Source organism: Gammaproteobacteria bacterium, from assembly GCA_015709615.1.
Classification (GTDB): Bacteria; Pseudomonadota; Gammaproteobacteria; order Burkholderiales; family Nitrosomonadaceae; genus Nitrosomonas.
This window is the reverse complement of the sequence record CP054179.1, coordinates 1,054,721-1,074,103: the sequence shown is the minus strand read 5'-3', so window position 1 is coordinate 1,074,103 and position 19,383 is coordinate 1,054,721. Positions and strand designations below refer to the sequence as shown.

Below are 19,383 nucleotides of genomic sequence, written 5' to 3'. Positions count from 1 at the left end.
ACATGAACCGGTTGCGGAATCACTTGAGGCGTGATCCGGTCAGCGGCGGGTTGCGGCGGTCATCATCCCATCATCGTGCAATTGGCGGGAACGCGCGGCGGATAGTGTACAATCGCCATTCGTTTAATGTGCTGATCTTGATGAAAGCAATTCATTGATGGGATTATCTTCTTCGTAATTGATTTATGCCCCATTGCAAAACTTCCCCTAGGCAATCCGCATTGCCGCAAAGAAAAGGCATTGTGCTGGCCGGCGGTTCCGGAACACGGCTTTATCCGGTGACGCAGACGGTATCCAAGCAACTGTTGCCGGTATTCGACAAGCCGATGATTTACTATCCGCTCAGCACGCTGATGCTGGCCGGAATTCAGGATATTCTGGTGATTTCAACACCGCGCGATGTCGGCAATTTTCAGGAATTGTTACGTGACGGAAGCCAATGGGGGTTGAATATTTCATACGCCGAGCAACCGTCTCCGGACGGTTTGGCGCAGGCTTTTCTGATCGGCGAATCGTTCATCGGCAACGATAATTCGGCATTGGTTCTGGGCGACAATATTTTTTACGGACATGATTTTCATCATTTGTTGCTGAGCGCCATGCAACGCACGCAAGGCGCCAGCGTTTTCGCCTACCACGTGCACGATCCGGAGCGTTACGGTGTGGTTGAATTCGATGCCGGCGGCAAGGTCGTGAATCTGGAAGAGAAACCTGAACAGCCGAAATCGCATTACGCCGTGACCGGTTTGTATTTTTACGATGCGCATGTGGTGGATTACGCCAAAAGCTTGAGGCCGTCGGCGCGCAACGAACTGGAAATAACTGATTTGAATCGCATTTATCTGGAGCATGACGCGCTGAGCGTGGAAATTATGGGGCGCGGCTATGCCTGGCTGGATACCGGCACGCATGAATCGCTGCTCGATGCGGGTCAATTCGTCGCCACCATCGAGCACCGGCAGGGGCTGAAAATCGCCTGTCCGGAGGAAATTGCGCTGCGCCAAGGCTGGATCGATGCGACGCAACTCGAGCAATTGGCGCTGCCGCTGGCCAAGAATGGCTATGGCCAGTATCTGCTGCAAGTGCTGAAACGCGAATTCTGATCAATATTCGAATGAACATGTCATGCTAAAGTCTACGCCGCTTACCATTCCCGATGTTTTGCTGCTGGAGCCGCGCGTTTTCGGCGACGAACGCGGTTTCTTCTTTGAAAGTTTTAATCAGCGCGAATTCGATGCTGCGGTCGGCAAGAAAGTAACTTTCGTGCAAAGCAATCACTCGCGTTCCGCGTGCCATGTATTGCGCGGCTTGCACTATCAGATCCGGCAGGCGCAGGGAAAACTGGTGCGCGTGGTGGTGGGTGAAGTGTTCGATGTCGCGGTCGATCTTCGCCGCTCTTCGCCGTCTTTCGGGCAATGGGTAGGGGAGATCCTCAGTGCCGAGAACAAAAAGCAGTTATGGGTTCCGCCGGGCTTTGCGCATGGATTCGTGGTGTTATCCGATAGCGCCGAGTTTTTGTACAACACCACCGATTATTGGGCGCCTGAATACGAGCGTTGCATCGTGTGGAACGATTCCACGCTCGGCATCGCCTGGCCAATTACCGGGGAACCGGTTTTGTCCGAAAAAGACGCGCGCGGAGCGAGGTTTGCCGCAGCCGAAGTCTACGATTAGCAGACTTTTAAAATGGCCAAACAGAAAACAGTTTATTCCTGTACCGAGTGCGGCGGCCAAACCCTGAAATGGCAAGGCCAGTGCCCGCATTGCCAAGCCTGGAATACGCTGGTCGAAACCATCGCGGAAAAATCCGTATCGCGTTTCAGTCCGGTGTCCGAAACCGGCCAAGTACAAAATTTAAGTACTATCGAAGCGCGCGAAGAACCCCGTTATCCCACCGGTATCGAGGAATTGGACCGGGTGCTCGGCGGCGGTATCGTGCAGGGCGGTGTGGTGCTGTTGGGCGGCGATCCGGGCATCGGTAAATCGACGTTGCTACTGCAAGCGCTGTCTTTCATGTCGGCGCAACATCCCGTGTTGTACGTCAGCGGTGAGGAATCGGCGCAGCAAGTGGCGTTGCGCGCCAAACGCCTTGCGCTTGATGTGCGGTCGGTCGATCTGTACGCCGAAATTCAGCTGGAAAAAATCCAAGCAGTGCTTGCTGAGCGCAAACCGTCGGTAGCGGTGATCGATTCGATCCAAACGGTTTATTCGGAAGCATTGCAATCCGCACCGGGATCGGTCGCGCAGGTGCGCGAATGCGCGGCGCAATTGACGCGTCTGGCGAAATCGAGCGGCACCTGCATCATTCTGGTCGGTCATGTCACCAAGGAAGGTGCGCTGGCCGGTCCGCGCGTGCTGGAGCACATGGTAGATACCGTGCTGTATTTCGAGGGCGACATGCACTCCAGCTTCCGCATGATCCGCGCGTTCAAGAACCGCTTCGGCGCGGTCAACGAGTTGGGTGTATTCGCGATGGGCGAGAAAGGCTTGCGCGAGGTCAAGAATCCGTCGGCGTTGTTTCTGTCGCATCACGACACGCAAGTACCCGGCTCGTGCATCATGGTGACGCAAGAGGGCACGCGTCCGCTGCTGGTGGAGATTCAAGCGCTGGTCGATGAAGCGCGCTCGCCCAGCCCGCGGCGCTTATGCGTCGGACTGGAACAAAACCGCCTGGCGATGCTGCTGGCGGTTTTGCATCGCCATGCCGGTATTCCCTGCTATGACCAGGATGTGTTCGTCAATGCTGTCGGCGGCGTCAAAATCACCGAACCCGGCGCTGATCTGGCGGTTTTGCTGGCGGTGGTGTCGTCGCTGAAAAACAAACCGCTGGCGGAAAAAATGATCGTCATCGGCGAAGTCGGCCTGGCTGGTGAAATCCGTCCCGTGCAGCGCGGACAGGAACGGCTCAAGGAAGCGGCGAAACTGGGTTTCAAACAGGCCATTATCCCGTTGGCGAACAAGCCCAAACAAGCGATCGCCGGTATGAACGTCATTCCGGTGGCGCGGATACGGGATGCGGTAGCGCATATGCATTGATAAAACCGGAAAACCCCGGTACAAATGGATGAAATCAAATAACCATCTTTGGTTACTTGCAGGAACGTCGATTCTGGTCGTCATCGCCGCGATGCTACTGCCGCCGGTTGCACAACCCGCCGAATATCATCATTTCGCCGACCGGCGCAGTTTCTTCGGCATTCCCAACTTCAACGACGTTATTTCCAACCTGGCTTTTTTGTTGAGCGGCAGCGCCGGTTTGGTGTTTTTATGGCAGGTTCATCGCAGTCCCACGCAAACCACGTTCCAGGATCGCAAGGAAAGCTGGCCGTACTGTGTGCTGTTTGTGAGCATCACGTCCGCTGCGTTCGGTTCCATTCACTACCACTGGACACCGGATATCGAACATTTATTGTGGGACCGGTTACCCATTGTCATCGCCATCGCTGCATTGCTGTCCGCAACCATCGCCGACCGCATCAGCTTGACGGTCGGATTGTGGCTGTTACCGCTGCTGGTGGTTTTGGCGGTGTTGAGCGTGCTGTATTGGTATTGGACTGAGCAGCAAGGTGCGGGCAACCTGAACTTTTATATCGTCATGCAGTTTTACTCGATCCTGCTGATCGTCTGGATCAGCTTTTGCTTTCCCTCGCGTTACACGCATGGCAATGGTGTTTTTCAGGTGATCGCATGGTATGCGTTGGCGAAAGCGGCGGAAATGCTCGATGGGGAAATTTTTACCTGGACAGATGGCTTAATCAGCGGTCACACACTCAAGCATCTGATTGCAGCGTATGCGGCTTATGGGATTGTGCGGGTGTTGCGGAAAAGAGAGACGGTGAAGTGATGTTAATAAGCGCGTGCTGATGTTGAGAAAATGTAATGTGATAAATCCTTTGCCCCGCTATTGCGGAGCAAAGGATTTTAAATGCGGTTACTTCGTGCGTGCAAACTGAAAACCAGCTTTGTTGCCGTTATTACTGCGGAAAGAATTGCCGCGATTTTCCTGATCGAACGAGCGGCCGCGTTGTCCGCTGCGGGCTCTGCTGGATTCGTTGGCCGCGCCGAAGCCGGGGCGGTTGTCGTTGCCAGCGAAGGGTGAACGCTTGCGTTTTTGTGTCACGCTGGGAGCGCTTTTCGGTCCGTTACTTTGGAAACGCGGTTTGATGCGCGGTTCCAAGCCGGGAATGATGTGCGACGCGATGCGCTGACCGGTGTAGCGTTCGATTTTCGACAGATGCGCGCTATCTTTATTGGATGCGAACGAAACGGCAATGCCGGATGCGCCTGCGCGGCCTGTACGGCCAATGCGGTGCACATAATCTTCGGCAAATTTGGGGAGATCGAAGTTGATCACGTGGGTGATATCGGCCACGTCGATACCGCGCGCAGCGACATCGGTTGCCACCAGTACTTGCAAGCCGCCGCTGCGGAGCCGTTTCAATGTGCGGGTGCGTTCACGCTGATTCATATCGCCGTGTAATGCTGCGGCTGAAAAGCCTTGCGCATATAAATTATCGGCCAAGGTGTCCGCATCGCGTTTGGTCGCTGTGAAAACGATCGCTTGTTTGACTTTTTCATCGCGCAGCACATGATCGAGCAGGCGGTTTTTGTGCGACATGTCGTCGGCGTAATGTAGCCGTTGTTCGATGTTATCGAGCTTGGCTTTTTGTGTTGCCACTTGAATGCGTTGCGGTGTTTTCAGCAATTTTACGGCGACTTTGTCGATGGCGTTATCCAATGTGGCGGAAAACAGCAAGGTTTGGCGCGTAGCCGGTGTTGCGGCAGCAATGGTTTCGACGTCTTCGATGAAGCCCATATCCAGCATCCGGTCGGCTTCGTCGAGCACGAGCATTTGCAAGCGTTTGAAATCGATGCGGCCGCGTTGAATGTGGTCGATCAATCGGCCGGGGGTAGCGACCAGGATGTCGACCGGTTGCGACAGCAGTTTATTTTGCAACGGATACGGCATGCCGCCCAAAATGCTGACGACATTGATGCGCGGCAGGTATTTGCCATATTTTTTGGCTGCTTCGGAAACTTGTAAGGCCAGTTCGCGAGTCGGTGTCAGCACCAGAATGCGCGGCCCGCGGCTGCGTGCTTGCGATGGTGTCGCCAGCAGATGCAATGCCGGCAGCATGAAGGCTGCGGTTTTGCCGGTTCCGGTTTGCGCGCTGGCCATCACATCGTGACCGGCGATTAATTCGGGAATCGCTTGTTTTTGAATCGGGGTCGGAGCGGTATATCCCGCTTCGCTAATGGCTTTGATAATAGAAGGGTGTAGATTTAAATCTTCAAAAGACACGTTGATTTCCTAAAAAAGTGAAATAGAACGCGCGGGCAAGAAAACATTGCCAAAACGGTGATGGTGCATAACCTTGCAAGCGCATTAATAAAGCATCGCCGCTAACCAAAGTTGTTGCACATTTTCCGGAAAAACTTGAAAAATTAAGGAGAGGCCAGGAACGATGAGACCAGAAAAGTTGATCAGATTAAAAATTCTGATCAACTCAGGCCGCGCAGTATAGCGGGTTCTTCTCAGGCATGCAAATTATTTACTGCCGGTAAGTTATCGAATGATGGCTTTGGCGAACTTTCGTTTGCCAACCTGGATGACGACGGATGCTCCCTGTTTAATTTTGGTGGATTTGTCTTCAACTTTTTCGCCGTCCAATTTGACCGCGCCTTGCTCGATCATGCGCAGCGCTTCGCTGGTGCTCGCGGTTAAACCGGTTTGTTTTAATAGTTGCACCAATGCGATTTCGCTGTCCGGCGTCTGAATGATTTTTTCCGGTATTTCATCGGGTAGCGCACCGTGTCTAAAGCGTGCTTCAAAATCCGCTAATGCGGCTTCGGCGTCCTTCTGGCTGTGGAAGCGCGCAACGATTTCCTGCGCGAGCTTGACTTTGATATCGCGCGGATTGCGGCCTGCTTCGACTTCCTCCCGCCATGCGCGGATGGTTTGCAGCGACTCGAAAGACAGCAATTCGAGATAGCGCCACATCAGTTGATCGGATACCGACATCAATTTGCCGAAAATTTCGTTGGGACTTTCCGTGATGCCGACATAATTATTCAGCGATTTGGACATTTTGTTGATACCGTCCAGTCCTTCCAGCAGCGGCATGGTTAGAATGCATTGCTGCGATTGCCCGAAGTGCTTTTGCAATTCCCTGCCCATCAACAGGTTGAATTTCTGATCGGTGCCGCCCAGTTCCAAATCGGCTTTGAGTGCCACCGAATCGTAACCTTGAATGAGCGGGTAAAGAAATTCATGGATGGCGATCGCCTGGTTGTTGCGGTAGCGCTTGTCAAAATCGTCGCGCTCGAGCATGCGTGCGACGGTATGCGTGGCGGCCAGTTTGATCAGACCGGCGGCATTCAGTTTGTCCATCCAGGTGGAATTGAATACGACTTCGGTTTGTTCCGGTTTGAGAATTTTGAAAACCTGCGTGGTATAGGATTTGGCATTTTCCGCGACTTGTTCGCGCGTCAACGGCGGGCGGGTGCTGTTTTTTCCGCTGGGGTCGCCGATCATGCCGGTGAAATCGCCGATCAGAAATAGGATGTGATGTCCCATTTCCTGCAACTGGCGCAACTTGTTCAGTAAAACCGTATGACCCAGGTGCAGGTCGGGTGCGGTCGGATCGAAACCCGCTTTAACACGCAACGGATTTCCGGAAATAAGCTTACTTTCCAGTTCTGTTTCTACCAATAGTTCGTGACTGCCGCGTTTTATAATTTCAAGATCAGATAATATTGATTTTTTCACGATAATGCTAAATTAATGATTTTTATTGAACTTCTTGTAATTTGAAATAATTTTTCAGTACAAAATTGGTTGTTTCCTAGTACAAATAAACTATTTTCATGTTAGACTCGCGCCTGTTTGCAAAAATGAGACAAATGACTGGAGGTACTTCATAGATGCTAAATACGCTTATTAGCAGTAAACAAAGGATTCTAGCTCAAAAATCATCAAAACTAACAAAAAAATCAATTCACTGGCTGGTAACTTTATCCAGCATTCCACTGTTCGGCATCTTTACGGCATTCGGCATCGCACCTAATTCACCTGTTTTTGAAGAAGTTCAAATTGAAGAGGTTGTGCTCGATTTATCCATTCCGGAAGCAATCGCCGAAACACAGAACAATCAGACTTTCTGGCGCCAGGAAAACATTCGCCGCGGCGATACCATTGCCGCCATTTTAAACCGCCTGGATGTCAGCGATCAGGACTCGACGGATTTTTTACAAGCGGCGCGTGGAAGCCGCGCAATGCGCCAGCTGAAACCGGGGCAGACCGTTTATGCGCAAACCACGGCCGATGGTGAATTATTGACGTTGCGTTATTTCTTCGGCAACGAAGAGCTGTTCCTGATGGAAAAAACGGATGATGAATTTAAGATGAGCGAACAGCCGGTCGAGCTGGATACGCGTATTCATATGAAATCCGGTGAGATTAACAGCTCGCTGTTTGCCGCGACCGATCATGCCGGCATACCGAACAATATTGCGATGCAGCTGACCGAGATATTTGCATCGGAAATTGATTTCTATCGCGACTTGCGTCAGGGCGATCGTTTTACCGTGGTGTATGAAACGTTTGCCAACGATAACGGCAAACGCACCAAAACCGGCCGAGTTTTAGCGGCTGAGTTCGTCAATAAAGGAAAATCGCATCAAGCGATTTATTTCAAAGCGTCGAATGGCGCGGATGGCTACTATACGCCGGAAGGGGAAAGCTTACGCAAGGCATTCCTGCTGTCGCCGCTCGCATTTTCCCGTGTCACTTCGGGTTTCACCCATGCGCGTTATCATCCTATCCTGAAAGAATGGCGCGCACACAAAGGCATCGATTATGCCGCGCCTACGGGTACTCCGGTGCGAGCGACGGCTAATGGCATCATCGCATTCTCGGGGTCACAAAAAGGATACGGTAATCTGGTGGTGCTGAAACATAACGGCAAGTTCGAATCAGCGTATGGGCATTTATCGCGCTTTGCCAGTGGAATGGGTAAAGGCAAGCGTGTCAATCAAGGCGACGTAATCGGTTATGTCGGTTCGACGGGTATGGCAACCGGTCCGCATTTGCATTACGAATTGCGCGTTGACGGTGTGCAACGTGATCCGGCCAAAGTGGTTCTGCCGTCCGCTCCGCCGATTGCAAAACGCGATTTGAACAACTTCCAAAAAGAAACACACGCTCTGGTGGCGCGATTAAACATCATGCGCAATATTCATCTCGCTTCATTGGAATAATGAGGCCGCTTTGGTCACCAAGCGGTTTATCAGCATGAATCCTTGGTGACCTCTTCTCCGCAGTAATGGCACCTCTTCGCTAAAGTCATAACAAGTCATTGGAACCGGTTTACGTTATTGGCATCATGTCGGGCACCAGTCTGGACGGCGTGGACGCCGCTCTGGTTGATTTCGGCCAGACTACCTCGGTACTGCTGCAAACCCACTTTTGTCCTTATGACGCTGGATTGCGCGAGCAATTATTGGCGCTGCACCATCCCGGTCACGATGAATTGGATCGTGCCGCGCTATTGAGTAACCGGTTGTCGCGGCTTTACGCGCAAGCAACAATGGATTTGCTGGAAAAAGCCGGTGTGGTGGTGCAGCAGGTCAGCGCTATCGGATGTCACGGTCAAACGGTTCGTCATTGCCCCGAACCAGGCAGACACTATACCATCCAGCTCATCAATGCGGCCTTGTTGGCGGAATTGACACGGATTACCGTTGTTGCGGATTTCCGCAGCCGCGATATCGCAGCGGGAGGACAGGGTGCTCCGCTGGTTCCGGCATTTCATGCTGCTGCTTTTAAACACGCAACACATCATCGGGTGATCGCCAATATCGGCGGCATCGCGAACATCACCAGCCTTGATCCCGCCAAACCGGTCATCGGCTTCGATTGCGGTCCGGGCAATCTATTGATGGATGCGTGGTGCTTGCGTCATACCGGAAAACCTTTCGATAAAGACGGACAATGGGCTGCTACCGGCCGGGTTATTGCTGCTTTGCTGAAGGATTTTTTGGCCGAAGATTTTTTCATTCGTCAGCCGCCCAAAAGTACCGGGCGCGATTTGTTCAATACCCATTGGCTGGAAAGCAAGTTGCGCGGCATTGAAGCACCGCAGGATGTGCAGGCGACTCTGCTGCAATTCACAGTCACCACGATTGCCCAGGCGATCATGGAACATTGCCCATCCGCTGATGAAGTCTATCTCTGTGGTGGCGGGGCGCATAACCAGGTGTTGTTGAACCGCTTGATCGATAATCTGCCGGGAAAAATTGTGGCGTTGACCGATCGGCTGGGTGTAGCGGCGGATTGGGTGGAAGCTTACGCTTTTGCCTGGCTGGCGCAGCAGACGCTGGAGCGGAAAATGGGTAGCCTGGCGGAAGTCACCGGCGCCAGAGGCAACCGGATTTTAGGCGCGATTTATCCTGCTTGAGTTTGCGATCTGATCAGAAACACCATGTGAAATTCATACCGAAAACGATGAGCCGCAACCGCAGGTGCTGGTGGCGCCCGGGTTTTTGATGACGAATTGGGCACCTTGTATGTTTTCCTGATAATCGATTTCGGCACCGATCAGATATTGGAAACTCATCGGGTCGACCAGCAGCTGGACACCGTTTTTTTCCGTGACGGTGTCATCTTCGTTGATCGTTTCATCGAAGGTAAAACCATACTGGAAGCCGGAGCAGCCGCCGCCGCTGATAAAGACGCGAAGTTTTAGATTCGGATTACCTTCTTCTTCGATCAGTTGCTTAACTTTTGTGGCGGCGTTTTCAGTAAATAAAATCGGGACGCTATTTTCAGTATTCATAATCGTTTCTGCCATCATTAATCAGTATTGCATAGATATTGCCGCCGATGCGCTGTGATCTTATCGCTCATGCCTCTTTTTCGCTTGAGAGGTGCGGCTGATCGGCCGAGGGTGGCAGTAATGTTATCATCTTCTCGGCTTGCTGCGCATTTCCGGTTTCCGGTTTATTGTGGTGGATCATTTTGCCGTCGACGGAAGCGCCCAGCTGTATTTCTATCGAACCGTACTGCATATCTCCATAGACCTTGGCTTTCTCCTGTAATTCCAAATAGCCCGGCGCATCGATCGGACCGATGACAGTGCCGTTAATGACGACGTTGGCGGCCTTTATTTTACCTTTGATGCTGCCTTCGTTACTCAATACCAGCGTACTTTGCTCGTCGTCCGCCGACAGGACGTTACCCGTGACCTGCCCGTCGACCCGCAAGCCGCCGGTAAAATGAATATCGCCGGTGATGGTTGTGTTTGCCCCAATCAAGGTATCGATATGATGGTGGAGCTGGTTTTTCTTTTTTCGGCCGAACATTTTTTCTCCTTCACGATGCCGGTTGGACAGTTTTAGTTACAAACGGTTTTTTGTCGCCATTTTTATAAATCTGTACTTGAATATTTTCTACCGTGGTATCCGGCGCGACTTGAAAGTTTTCTTCCAGCCGATGGAAAAACTTGAAATGAACAGGGAAATCCTGCTTGGCGTTCTTGTTGGTAAGGGGGACTGCTTTGCTTTGTCCATTCTGTGTCAATTTGACCTTGAACCGCAAGCTTCCCTTGAAGTCGCTTGGTCTTTCCCCGCCCTGAATGAGGGTCAGCGCGTAACGGTATTTCCCCGCTGTTTCCGTTTCTTGCAGATTGAATTGGTAAATGGAGATCCCGCTTTTGGTGTTGCTGGCGACCAGATGCTGGAAAAATACCAGCTTTTCTTTTAATTGATCATTTTCGCTGGCCAGCGACTTTACTTCTTCGGCGAGATTCTCGTTGGCGGTTGTGCCGATTTGCAATTGCTGAGTCAGATCGCCGATCTGAGTGCACAATTGCTGCTTTTTGGTCTGCCGGCAACTGCCCGGATCGAATAAATACGTTGATTTTTCCTCGATGGTATCGTTGTGATCGTTTACCGATTGCCTGCCGGCTTCATACATGCCCCAAGAAAGCAGTGCCAGCAAAGCGCAGACTGTAACAGCGGTGAACAAATAGAATTGCCATGAACGGCGCGGGCGGACTACAACGCGCGGAGACAGAATCTGAGGTTTTTTTTGAAAAAGCTTTAACACTGCGATACCTCACCGATTAGTATTCGATCTATCCGCGCCTGATAATCGGCGTAGAATGCATGCTCAAGGCAGCAGAGGAACCTGATGGATGCCGAGGGTTTCCGGCAAGCCGAACATGATGTTCATATTCTGTATCGCTTGACCGGCTGCGCCTTTGACCAGATTGTCGGTGACCGAGAGAACTACGACCGTGTCGCTGTTTTGCGGTTGATGCACGGCGATACGGCACAAATTCGAGCCGCGCACAGAACGGGTTTCCGGATGCCTGCCAGCGGGCAGCACGTCGACGAACGCTTCATTCTGGTAGCGTTTCTCATACAGTGCTTGCAAGTCGATGTTTTTTGTCAGCTTGGCGTACAGTGTCGCATGAATGCCGCGGATCATCGGTACCAGGTGCGGAACAAACGTTAAGCCGACAGGTTTCTGGGCGACATTGGAAAGACCTTGTTTGATTTCGGGCAGATGCCGGTGCCCCGGAACGCCATAAGCTTTGAAATTATCCGATGCTTCGGCGTGCAAGGTATGCACCTCGGCTTTCCGTCCCGCGCCGGACACACCGGATTTGACGTCGGCGATCAAGTGCTTGATATCGATGACACCGGCTTCGATCAGCGGCAGGAAGCCCAGTTGCACCGCCGTCGGATAGCATCCAGGATTGGCGATCAAACGCGCGTTCTTTACTTGTTCGCGGTTGATTTCCGGTAAACCATATACCGCTTCTGCTACCAGATCAGGGCAGGCATGCTGCATGCCGTACCATTTTTCCCACTCGGCGACATCCTTGATGCGGAAATCAGCCGCCAGATCGATCACTTTGACGCCGGCTTTCAGCAGGGATTCCGCTTGTTGCATGGCAATACCGTTCGGTGTGGCAAAAAAAACCAGGTCGCACTTGGTGAGTTTGGCATCAGCCGGATCGCTGAATTTGAGGTCGATATGTCCGCGCAGATTGGTGAATAAATCCGCAACACTCATGCCCGCTTCGCCGCGCGAGGTAATGGCCTTGATCTTTACTTTGGGATGCTGCGCCAACAAACGCAATAGCTCCACACCTGTGTACCCGGTTCCACCGATAATGCCGACATTGATCATTGCAACTCCTGTTATATTTCCTCGGTATTGGTTTTGTTTGCCTGATATCCAATAAAAAAGCCGCCCGGAAAGAGGCGGCTTTTTGATAATTCCAGCGAATAAAAAATTATCGTTTAGAGAATTGTTTGCGTCGCCGGGCTTTCCGCAAGCCTACTTTTTTCCTTTCTACTTCACGTGCATCGCGGGTAACCAATCCTGCTTTGCTAAGGGCTGACTTTAAAGTTGCATCGTAGTCAATCAAAGCACGTGTAATACCATGACGTACAGCACCCGCTTGACCCGATTCACCGCCACCATGAATATTCACCATAATATCAAAAGTATTGGCATTATTTGTAAGTTCCAACGGTTGTCTTGCGATCATGCGGCCCGTTTCGCGGGAAAAATATTCATCAATCGGTTTGTTATTGATGACGATCGCACCTTTTCCGGGTTTGATGAAAACACGCGCAACCGCGCTTTTACGCCGGCCGGTACCATAATTATATTGAGTAGCCATGGATATTAAGCTCTGATTTCGAGTGGTTTAGGTTGTTGCGCGGCGTGAGGATGCGTATCGCCGGCATATATTTTTAATTTCTTTATCATCGCGTATCCTAACGGACCTTTAGGCAACATGCCTTTGACGGCCTTTTCAAGCGGCCGTGTCGGGAAACGCGCATGCATTTTCTTGAAGCTGGTCGCATAGATCCCGCCTGGATAGCCGCTATGGCGATAATATATCTTATCTTCGGCTTTATTACCCGTTACACGCAATTTATCGGCGTTGACTACGATGATATAGTCGCCGGTATCGACATGCGGTGTATAAATTGGCTTGTGTTTGCCGCGTAAGCGATGAGCGATCTGCGAAGCAAGGCGGCCCAATACTTTGTCGGTCGCATCGATGACAAACCAATCATGATTTACTTCGTGCGGTTTGGCTGAAAATGTTTTCACAAAAACCTGTCCTGCGTATTCAAAAAGAGCCGCGAATTTTAAGTCAGGCATCAACAAAAGTCAAATTCAAAATACGTTGTTTTTTGCCGGGTTGGCGTATTTTTGCATGATCCGGAGCGGATGGGATTTGCTTAAGGATGATGGATTTTAAGCCAATCGCCGCTATAATCTCATCAATTGAAGATGTTCGCTTCGATTTGAGTATCAATTATAAACATGCCGAGAGATTCGCTTTGAAAGACAAACCTGAAACTAATTCGTCCGCTGTATCGACAACCCCGGCCAATTTCATCCGCAATATCATCGACGACGATAATCGCACCGGCAAATGGGGCGGGCGGGTGGAAACGCGCTTCCCGCCGGAACCGAACGGCTATTTGCATATCGGTCATGCCAAGAGCATTTGCCTGAATTTCGGGATTGCGCACGATTACAACGGCGTGTGCCATTTACGTTTCGACGATACCAATCCGGAGAAGGAAGCGCAGGAATACGTCGATTCGATTTGCGACAATGTGGCCTGGTTGGGTTTTGACTGGGGCAAGCATCTGTATTACTCATCGGACTATTTCGACCAGCTCTATGAATTCGCAGAATATTTGATTACGCAAGGCAAAGCCTATGTCGAGAGTTTATCCGCCGAGGAAATCCGCGAGTATCGCGGCACATTAACGAATCCCGGCAGAAACAGTCCTTACCGCGACCGGCCGGTTGCCGAGAATCTCGATTTATTCCGCCGCATGAAAGCGGGTGAATTTGCCGACGGGCAATACGTGTTGCGCGCCAAGATCGATATGGCGTCGCCCAATATCAACATGCGCGATCCGGTGATTTACCGCATCCGCCACGTGCATCATCAGCGCACCGGCGATCAGTGGTGCATTTACCCGATGTACGACTACACGCATTGCATATCCGACGCACTGGAAAAAATCACGCATTCTCTATGTACTTTGGAATTTGAGGATCACCGGCCGTTGTACGATTGGGTGCTCGATCAGCTGGCGGATAAGGTGCCATGCCACCCGCAGCAAATCGAATTTGCCCGGCTCAATCTGACGTACACCGTGATGAGCAAGCGTAAATTGATTGAGCTGGTGGAAAATAAACTGGTCGACGGCTGGGATGATCCACGCCTGAGCACCTTGGTTGGTGTGCGCCGCCGCGGGTTTACGCCGCGCGCAATCCGCTTGTTTGCCGAGCGCATCGGCATCAGCAAAGCGGATTCGTGGATCGACATGAGCGTGCTGGAAGATTGTTTGCGCGAAGACTTGAACGAGCATGCACCGCGCCGCGTTGCCATTCTCAAGCCGCTGAAGCTGATCATCGATAATTATCCGGAAGGGCAGCAGGAGGATTGCTTGGCGCCGAATCACCCGCAAAAACCGGAATGGGGCAAACGCACGATTCCGTTTTCCAAAGTGCTGTACATTGAACGCGACGATTTTATGGAAGTGCCCGCCAAAGGCTATTTCCGTTTGTCGCCGGGTGCGGAAGTGCGTTTGCGTTACGCCTTCATCGTCAAATGCGTGCAGGTCGATAAAAATGCGCAAGGCGAAATCGAGGCGATCCACTGCACCTACGATCCCGAGACCAAAAGCGGAACGCCCGGCGCGGACAGCCGCAAAGTCAAAGGCAATATCCATTGGTTATCCGCCGGATACGCACAACCGGCGGAAGTACGCTTGTACGACCGGCTATTCACCGATCCGCATCCGGACAGCGGCGGCAAGGACTACAAAACCGCATTGAATCCCGACTCTAAACAAATCATCAGCGCCTATGTCGAATCCGCTTTGTGCGACGCGCAGCCCGAACAAAGCTTCCAGTTCGAACGCAACGGCTACTTCGTCGCCGACCGCATCGACATGAAGCCCGGCAAGCCGGTATTCAACCGTTCGGTGACGTTGCGCGATTCGTGGGGGAAGATTGCCGGGTCTTAGCATGGAACCAGCGGTTTTGGTGTGACAAAACCGCTAACTAAGCCGGAAACGTTCAAGCATTGCCCGTTCGAACTACCACATATTTTTTCAGGATTTCTTGATGAAATGCGGAGGGTAGCCTTGCCCAATCGCGGGCTTCAATCAGGATTGGAATATTAGATTCGCGCAATGCTTGCAAGAAACTTTCGAATTCACCGGCGGGAATCGGGCTTAGATCTGCTGAACGTAATACCAGATCAAGGTCGCTGGCATCATGCGCGGTGCCGTTAACTCGCGAACCATAAGCCCAAGCGGTTATGTCCGGCAAATATGCATTCAGAAGCGCTATCAACCGCTGACGGTCACGTTCGCGTAGAAGAAGCCGGGGTGTCGTCATTGCCGCCGGAAAACTTCGGGGATGCGGCGGGCATCCTCGATGAACTGCGGCAGCAACGCCAACGTTTGATTGGCAAAGCCCTCGTCGTAATCATGCGCGGTATCGTTACGGTTATTCCGGTAAACCAGCCAGCGCTCGGCTTCATCAAGGGTAATTAACCCATGTTTCGCCGCTTGACGGAAAATATCCTTGAACATCAACTGATCGGCTTGTTTGCTGGAAGCGAAATACGGTTTCAAGCATTTTCTCAGCAGCTTGCCGGTTTGCTCCAGAATGATTCCAAATTCCTTGACGCAAGCCGCACGATAAATATCGTACATGTCATCGTCTCGCGGATACTGATTCAAACCGTTGAAAGCCCGGCTCAGAGTAGCGATACAGCGTTCAAAATAATCCGTGTTGAGTGAATTCATTGAAAAGTAATTGATTTTCTGAATACAGGGAAGATGATATATCGCTAATATTGTTGGGTCTTAGGAAGTTAAGCACTTACTAAAGTGTGCTAACTTTCTGAGATGAATGCTAAAAACAGATACTATTTTCGTTCTCGAATCAGAGAAGCAAAATTCAGGCAACTTATTCGATGTTTTTCGATGGATTTTACTGCTACTGACACAGCCCAATTGACCGGCATTTCTATCCGATCCGTCAATACCATTTATCTTAAAATACGACAGCGAATTGCCCAGAATTGCGAACTTGAATCCCCTCTGCAAGGTTCTGTAGAAGTTGATGAGTCTTACTTTGGTGTCCAGCGAGTCAGGGGTAAAAGGGGGCGGGGCGCTTATGGCAAAACAATAGTCTTTGGTGTGCTTAAACGCCAAGGAAAAGTTTATACAGAGATTGTTCCAGATTGCTCTAAAGCGACATTGCAAGCCATTATCCGTGGGCATGTAGCGCCCGATACCGTAATCCATTCCGATGGATGGCGTGGTTATGACGGATTGGTCGATATCGGCTTTGATAAGCACTTCAGGGTTCACCATGGTGACAATGAGTTTGCCAGTGGCGAGCGGCATATTAATGGTATCGAGTCTTTCTGGAGTTTTGCTAAAAGACGTTTGGCCAAGTTCAATGGTGTGCCCGAACATACTTTCTACCTGCACTTGAAAGAAACCGAATTTCGTTTTAATCATCGCCGTGATAATCTCTATCATGAAATTCTTAAATTGTTACGTTTAAACCCGCTTTAACTTCCTAAGACCCTATTGTTAATTCATCGATAAACCACGGCTAATCATGTAAACAGTCTATTGATGAGCGGGAAGTTTTTCAATTTTTATCAAATTATTCTTATTCAATCAATATAAAACAATCCCCGCTGCCGTACCATCCGCCAATCGGCCTGATCGTTTTCTCGACATGCACCGTAGCGGAACGACGGCGGCAGTGCCGGGAATTTGAAGCGCAGGTCGTAGAACCAGGCGCAAAATTTCTGTTCTTGCGTATCCACGGAATCCAATACCGGAAACTGCGCGAAAGCGCGGAAAGGGGCGAAAGCGGGCGCCAGCCAAGCTTCACGGATTAATGTGCTGTTGACCGGATCGTTGCCGAATTCTGGTTGAATTATCCAGTTGTTTGCTGTGACCGGCCGGTAGGCGGCGGATATTTTTGACAGGAGCCATGCGTCGGTGTTGCTTTGTTGTTGTCCGCCGGAATCCCATAGATCGATATCCGTCACATGATAAGTTTCGCGGTCGCGGATGATGATTTTCCAATGAAACGGCGAGAGCGGCTGTGGCAGCACGTCGATCTGCGGGTGTGAAATGGTTCGCGACTCGGCGTGGCGAGCGGCGATGGCGGCGGCTTGCTGGTGCAACGTGAACAAGAAGATGACATAGCCGCATAACACCAGCAATGCCGCGATAGCCGGGATTCCGCGTTGCGGATAACGCCATGAAGCGATCAGACCGGTGATGATGATCAAACTGAACCACAGATCGATGACAAATACCAATGGCAGTGAAAAACGCTGAGTGGAAAACGGTGCAAACAGCATCAACCCGTACGATGTGATCAAATCCCCAGCGATATGGATGGCGATGCCCAGACACGCGAGCCGATAAAATGATTTCCAAGCGTAGCGCATGCGGCTCAGCCATGCGAACAGCCATGCAAGCAACCATGCCCAAAGCGGCAGCAGGATCAGTGAGTGCGTCGGTCCCTGGTGCCAGTTCAGGTACGTCAGCGTATCGATCAAGCGTAGCGCAAGATCCACATCGGGGAATGCCGCGGCGGCGAAACCGGCGGCCACTTGCAAGCGCAGCGGCAAGCTGGTCTGTTCCGGATGTGTTGGTGATACAGGCGCGGCGGCACGCGCCAGCAAAGCGCCGCTTAGCGCATGTGTGATGGGGTCCACAGTTTAGTCGGACTTGGCATGCCGTGCGTGTGTAACCGGTTCTATCGATGGCGCAGGTTCAATGGCTAGCGGAATGGTATGAGCGGTCTGAGTTTCCGTATCCGTGCCGAATGTAGTTTCCGGGTGCGGTGCTTCTTTATAGACTAAGTGATCGAGCGATTCGGCCATTTTCAGCTTGTGCGCCAAAAACTCGCGCGTGTTCTGCGAATTTTCCGAATCGTCCTGCATCCAGTAGGCGAAAGTTGCGAGATAGATTGTCGTCAGCGCGGTTTCTTCCAGCGCGCGGCGCACGAAGGTGGCGTCGCGTTGCGCAGCTTCGCGCAGCCATTGCACGGTGCGGCTGACACGCATGATGGCGGGAATCTGGATGTGCAAGTGGCCGGGTTCCAGCTTGGCGCCGATCATCTGCCGCGTGACCTTGCGGTGCGCGGCCAAGGCATCGAGCCAGGCCATGATGAGATGTTGTAATCGTTCGCGCGACGGCAATGAGAGGAATTCCACCGTTTCCGCAGCCTTGAGCATCTCACTGTCGGCCCGGTCAAACCAGGCGTCGACCAGATCCTCCTTTTCGCGGAAATAAACGCGGATGTCGTCCAACGTAATATTCAGTTCAGTGGCTACGTCAAACAAACGAACTGCTTCCCAGTTGGTACGTTCCGCGATGGTAATGGCCATATCCACAATCGCTTCGCGTAACTCGGATTTGCTTTTCTTCATCGTGATCCTCCATATAGCGTTAATAGGAGTGGCATGATGCGTTGCCGGTGTCACTATAACATACTCAAAACGCTGCGCTACCCGAAAGCATGACAACCATCCCGGGAGAAAGGGAAATGCTTACTATGGTTACCCTTCTGCTTTAATGATAATTATGGGTGTGCGCGTATTTTTGTGCATTATCTTCCGATAAGGAAGCACTGATTAATTGGACGAACGAGATGAAGCACGAGGCGCACGGAACACAGCAACCGAGACATATCAGCAAGATAGGCGAGGGAGCGAGTACCGCGCAACGAAGTGATTCACTCGTGTAGTCAATTAATCAGCGTTTCCATAAGCGAACACCGGTTTTTTCTTACACAGTCATAACCTGATGAATGTATAATTTATTTCGCATGATTGTCGTGAGATTGGACACAAGATGCCGTGCACAAAAACAAGAAGATTTTTTACTGTAGTTATATTTCGGATGAGCCGAGTGGTTTGTTGATCGTTCAACTTCGACGCAATGAATACTCACCACATCCATTTTATGAATGAGGAGAAATACATCATGAAAGCTCAATCGCTTTTATTGCAAACGATGCTGACGGGAGCGGGCGTGTTGCTCGCGGCATCGGCGCAAGCCACCGTTCTGACTTTTGATTTGAATCCAGACCCACTGGATTATAGTGATATTCCTGGAAGCTACGGCGATAATGTGAGCGCCGCAAGCGACGCGGTAGGGTCATACCTGATGGGTAACGGCTATACACCCAATGTGACGACCGAGTACCGCACATGGCAAATCAGCACCAATACAGTGGCTTACAATAATCTGGACTTCTGGCATACAAGTTATGGCGAT

General features: G+C 51.4%; 20 protein-coding genes. 8 read left to right on the top strand and 12 right to left on the bottom strand.

Annotated elements, in window-relative coordinates; translation table 11 throughout:
* Nucleotides 1-185 precede the first annotated feature (185 nt).
* Genes rfbA through HRU77_05220 form a run of 4 tightly spaced genes read left to right on the top strand, consistent with a single transcriptional unit; the run spans nt 186 to nt 3,844 of the window.
* Nucleotides 186-1,103 (top strand): glucose-1-phosphate thymidylyltransferase RfbA, encoded by a 918-nt coding sequence (rfbA, locus tag HRU77_05235; GenBank protein ID QOJ20149.1) that lies wholly within the window; start codon nt 186-188, stop codon nt 1,101-1,103.
* Between the two features lie 22 nt (nt 1,104-1,125).
* The gene (rfbC, locus tag HRU77_05230; protein QOJ20148.1) at nt 1,126-1,674 is read left to right on the top strand and encodes a dTDP-4-dehydrorhamnose 3,5-epimerase; all 549 of its coding nucleotides are present in this window, start codon (nt 1,126-1,128) and stop codon (nt 1,672-1,674) included.
* Nucleotides 1,675-1,686: 12 nt separating this feature from the next.
* The gene (gene radA, locus HRU77_05225) at nt 1,687-3,036 is read left to right on the top strand and encodes a DNA repair protein RadA (GenBank protein ID QOJ20147.1); all 1,350 of its coding nucleotides are present in this window, start codon (nt 1,687-1,689) and stop codon (nt 3,034-3,036) included.
* Between the two features lie 28 nt (nt 3,037-3,064).
* The gene (locus tag HRU77_05220) at nt 3,065-3,844 is read left to right on the top strand and encodes an alkaline phytoceramidase (protein ID QOJ20146.1); all 780 of its coding nucleotides are present in this window, start codon (nt 3,065-3,067) and stop codon (nt 3,842-3,844) included.
* Nucleotides 3,845-3,931: 87 nt separating this feature from the next.
* Here HRU77_05220 and HRU77_05215 read toward each other — a convergent pair whose 3' ends face one another.
* Together HRU77_05215 and HRU77_05210 are read right to left on the bottom strand one after the other, a co-directional pair.
* The gene (locus tag HRU77_05215; GenBank protein QOJ20145.1) at nt 3,932-5,302 is read right to left on the bottom strand and encodes a DEAD/DEAH box helicase; all 1,371 of its coding nucleotides are present in this window, start codon (nt 5,300-5,302) and stop codon (nt 3,932-3,934) included.
* A gap of 264 nt (nt 5,303-5,566) precedes the next feature.
* A complete protein-coding gene (locus HRU77_05210; GenBank protein ID QOJ20144.1) occupies nt 5,567-6,769 on the bottom strand; it encodes a tyrosine--tRNA ligase in 1,203 nt (400 codons plus the stop codon).
* 155 nt (nt 6,770-6,924) lie between these two features.
* On the opposite strand from HRU77_05210, the gene HRU77_05205 reads away from it, so the two are divergent.
* Nucleotides 6,925-8,259 (top strand): peptidoglycan DD-metalloendopeptidase family protein, encoded by a 1,335-nt coding sequence (locus HRU77_05205; protein ID QOJ20143.1) that lies wholly within the window; start codon nt 6,925-6,927, stop codon nt 8,257-8,259.
* 125 nt (nt 8,260-8,384) lie between these two features.
* On the top strand, nt 8,385-9,458 hold the full coding sequence (locus tag HRU77_05200) for an anhydro-N-acetylmuramic acid kinase (protein ID QOJ20142.1): 1,074 nt from the start codon (nt 8,385-8,387) through the stop codon (nt 9,456-9,458).
* A 33-nt stretch (nt 9,459-9,491) separates the two neighbouring features.
* On the opposite strand, the gene erpA is transcribed toward HRU77_05200, so the two are convergent.
* The 6 genes from erpA to rplM all read right to left on the bottom strand — a co-directional run bounded on the left by erpA (nt 9,492) and on the right by rplM (nt 13,138).
* Nucleotides 9,492-9,836, bottom strand: coding sequence for an iron-sulfur cluster insertion protein ErpA (gene erpA, locus HRU77_05195; protein QOJ20141.1), 345 nt, complete (start codon nt 9,834-9,836; stop codon nt 9,492-9,494).
* Between the two features lie 67 nt (nt 9,837-9,903).
* Nucleotides 9,904-10,362 carry a polymer-forming cytoskeletal protein gene (locus HRU77_05190; GenBank protein QOJ20140.1) on the bottom strand — a complete coding sequence of 153 codons (459 nt, stop codon included), beginning with the start codon at nt 10,360-10,362 and terminating at the stop codon, nt 9,904-9,906.
* A gap of 10 nt (nt 10,363-10,372) precedes the next feature.
* Nucleotides 10,373-11,107, bottom strand: coding sequence for a hypothetical protein (locus HRU77_05185; protein ID QOJ20139.1), 735 nt, complete (start codon nt 11,105-11,107; stop codon nt 10,373-10,375).
* 63 nt (nt 11,108-11,170) lie between these two features.
* Nucleotides 11,171-12,199 carry an N-acetyl-gamma-glutamyl-phosphate reductase gene (locus HRU77_05180; protein QOJ20138.1) on the bottom strand — a complete coding sequence of 343 codons (1,029 nt, stop codon included), beginning with the start codon at nt 12,197-12,199 and terminating at the stop codon, nt 11,171-11,173.
* A 106-nt stretch (nt 12,200-12,305) separates the two neighbouring features.
* Nucleotides 12,306-12,698 carry a 30S ribosomal protein S9 gene (gene rpsI / locus HRU77_05175; GenBank protein ID QOJ20137.1) on the bottom strand — a complete coding sequence of 131 codons (393 nt, stop codon included), beginning with the start codon at nt 12,696-12,698 and terminating at the stop codon, nt 12,306-12,308.
* A gap of 5 nt (nt 12,699-12,703) precedes the next feature.
* The gene (gene rplM / locus HRU77_05170; protein ID QOJ20136.1) at nt 12,704-13,138 is read right to left on the bottom strand and encodes a 50S ribosomal protein L13; all 435 of its coding nucleotides are present in this window, start codon (nt 13,136-13,138) and stop codon (nt 12,704-12,706) included.
* 140 nt (nt 13,139-13,278) lie between these two features.
* Between rplM and HRU77_05165 the strand changes: the two genes are divergently transcribed.
* Nucleotides 13,279-15,081 carry a glutamine--tRNA ligase/YqeY domain fusion protein gene (locus tag HRU77_05165; GenBank protein QOJ22068.1) on the top strand — a complete coding sequence of 601 codons (1,803 nt, stop codon included), beginning with the start codon at nt 13,279-13,281 and terminating at the stop codon, nt 15,079-15,081.
* Nucleotides 15,082-15,133: 52 nt separating this feature from the next.
* On the opposite strand, the gene HRU77_05160 is transcribed toward HRU77_05165, so the two are convergent.
* A complete protein-coding gene (locus HRU77_05160) occupies nt 15,134-15,457 on the bottom strand; it encodes a nucleotidyltransferase domain-containing protein (GenBank protein ID QOJ20135.1) in 324 nt (107 codons plus the stop codon).
* Nucleotides 15,454-15,870 (bottom strand): nucleotidyltransferase substrate binding protein, encoded by a 417-nt coding sequence (locus HRU77_05155; GenBank protein ID QOJ20134.1) that lies wholly within the window; start codon nt 15,868-15,870, stop codon nt 15,454-15,456. The genes HRU77_05160 and HRU77_05155 overlap by 4 nt, the downstream gene beginning before the upstream one ends.
* Before the next feature lie 102 nt (nt 15,871-15,972).
* Between HRU77_05155 and HRU77_05150 the strand changes: the two genes are divergently transcribed.
* Entirely contained in the window at nt 15,973-16,650 is a 678-nt protein-coding gene (locus HRU77_05150; GenBank protein ID QOJ20133.1) for an IS1595 family transposase, read from the top strand.
* A 104-nt stretch (nt 16,651-16,754) separates the two neighbouring features.
* Here HRU77_05150 and HRU77_05145 read toward each other — a convergent pair whose 3' ends face one another.
* Nucleotides 16,755-17,816, bottom strand: a complete 1,062-nt coding sequence (locus HRU77_05145) for a metal-dependent hydrolase (protein ID QOJ20132.1) — start codon at nt 17,814-17,816, stop codon at nt 16,755-16,757.
* A gap of 3 nt (nt 17,817-17,819) precedes the next feature.
* Complete coding sequence (locus HRU77_05140; protein ID QOJ20131.1) at nt 17,820-18,533, bottom strand: TetR/AcrR family transcriptional regulator; 714 nt, start codon at nt 18,531-18,533, stop codon at nt 17,820-17,822.
* Between the last annotated feature and the right edge of the window lie 850 nt (nt 18,534-19,383).

Bases quoted from the DNA above. Each gene is read 5' to 3' on its own strand.
- rfbA (QOJ20149.1), top strand. From the start codon at position 186: ATGCCCCATTGCAAAACTTCCCCTAGGCAATCCGCATTGCCGCAAAGA.
- rfbC (QOJ20148.1), top strand. From the start codon at position 1,126: ATGCTAAAGTCTACGCCGCTTACCATTCCCGATGTTTTGCTGCTGGAG.
- radA (QOJ20147.1), top strand. From the start codon at position 1,687: ATGGCCAAACAGAAAACAGTTTATTCCTGTACCGAGTGCGGCGGCCAA.
- HRU77_05220 (QOJ20146.1), top strand. From the start codon at position 3,065: ATGAAATCAAATAACCATCTTTGGTTACTTGCAGGAACGTCGATTCTG.
- HRU77_05205 (QOJ20143.1), top strand. From the start codon at position 6,925: ATGCTAAATACGCTTATTAGCAGTAAACAAAGGATTCTAGCTCAAAAA.
- HRU77_05200 (QOJ20142.1), top strand. From the start codon at position 8,385: ATGTCGGGCACCAGTCTGGACGGCGTGGACGCCGCTCTGGTTGATTTC.
- erpA (QOJ20141.1), bottom strand. From the start codon at position 9,836: ATGAATACTGAAAATAGCGTCCCGATTTTATTTACTGAAAACGCCGCC.
- HRU77_05190 (QOJ20140.1), bottom strand. From the start codon at position 10,362: ATGTTCGGCCGAAAAAAGAAAAACCAGCTCCACCATCATATCGATACC.
- HRU77_05180 (QOJ20138.1), bottom strand. From the start codon at position 12,199: ATGATCAATGTCGGCATTATCGGTGGAACCGGGTACACAGGTGTGGAG.
- rpsI (QOJ20137.1), bottom strand. From the start codon at position 12,698: ATGGCTACTCAATATAATTATGGTACCGGCCGGCGTAAAAGCGCGGTT.
- HRU77_05165 (QOJ22068.1), top strand. From the start codon at position 13,279: ATGGATTTTAAGCCAATCGCCGCTATAATCTCATCAATTGAAGATGTT.
- HRU77_05160 (QOJ20135.1), bottom strand. From the start codon at position 15,457: ATGACGACACCCCGGCTTCTTCTACGCGAACGTGACCGTCAGCGGTTG.
- HRU77_05155 (QOJ20134.1), bottom strand. From the start codon at position 15,870: ATGAATTCACTCAACACGGATTATTTTGAACGCTGTATCGCTACTCTG.
- HRU77_05150 (QOJ20133.1), top strand. From the start codon at position 15,973: ATGAATGCTAAAAACAGATACTATTTTCGTTCTCGAATCAGAGAAGCA.
- HRU77_05140 (QOJ20131.1), bottom strand. From the start codon at position 18,533: ATGAAGAAAAGCAAATCCGAGTTACGCGAAGCGATTGTGGATATGGCC.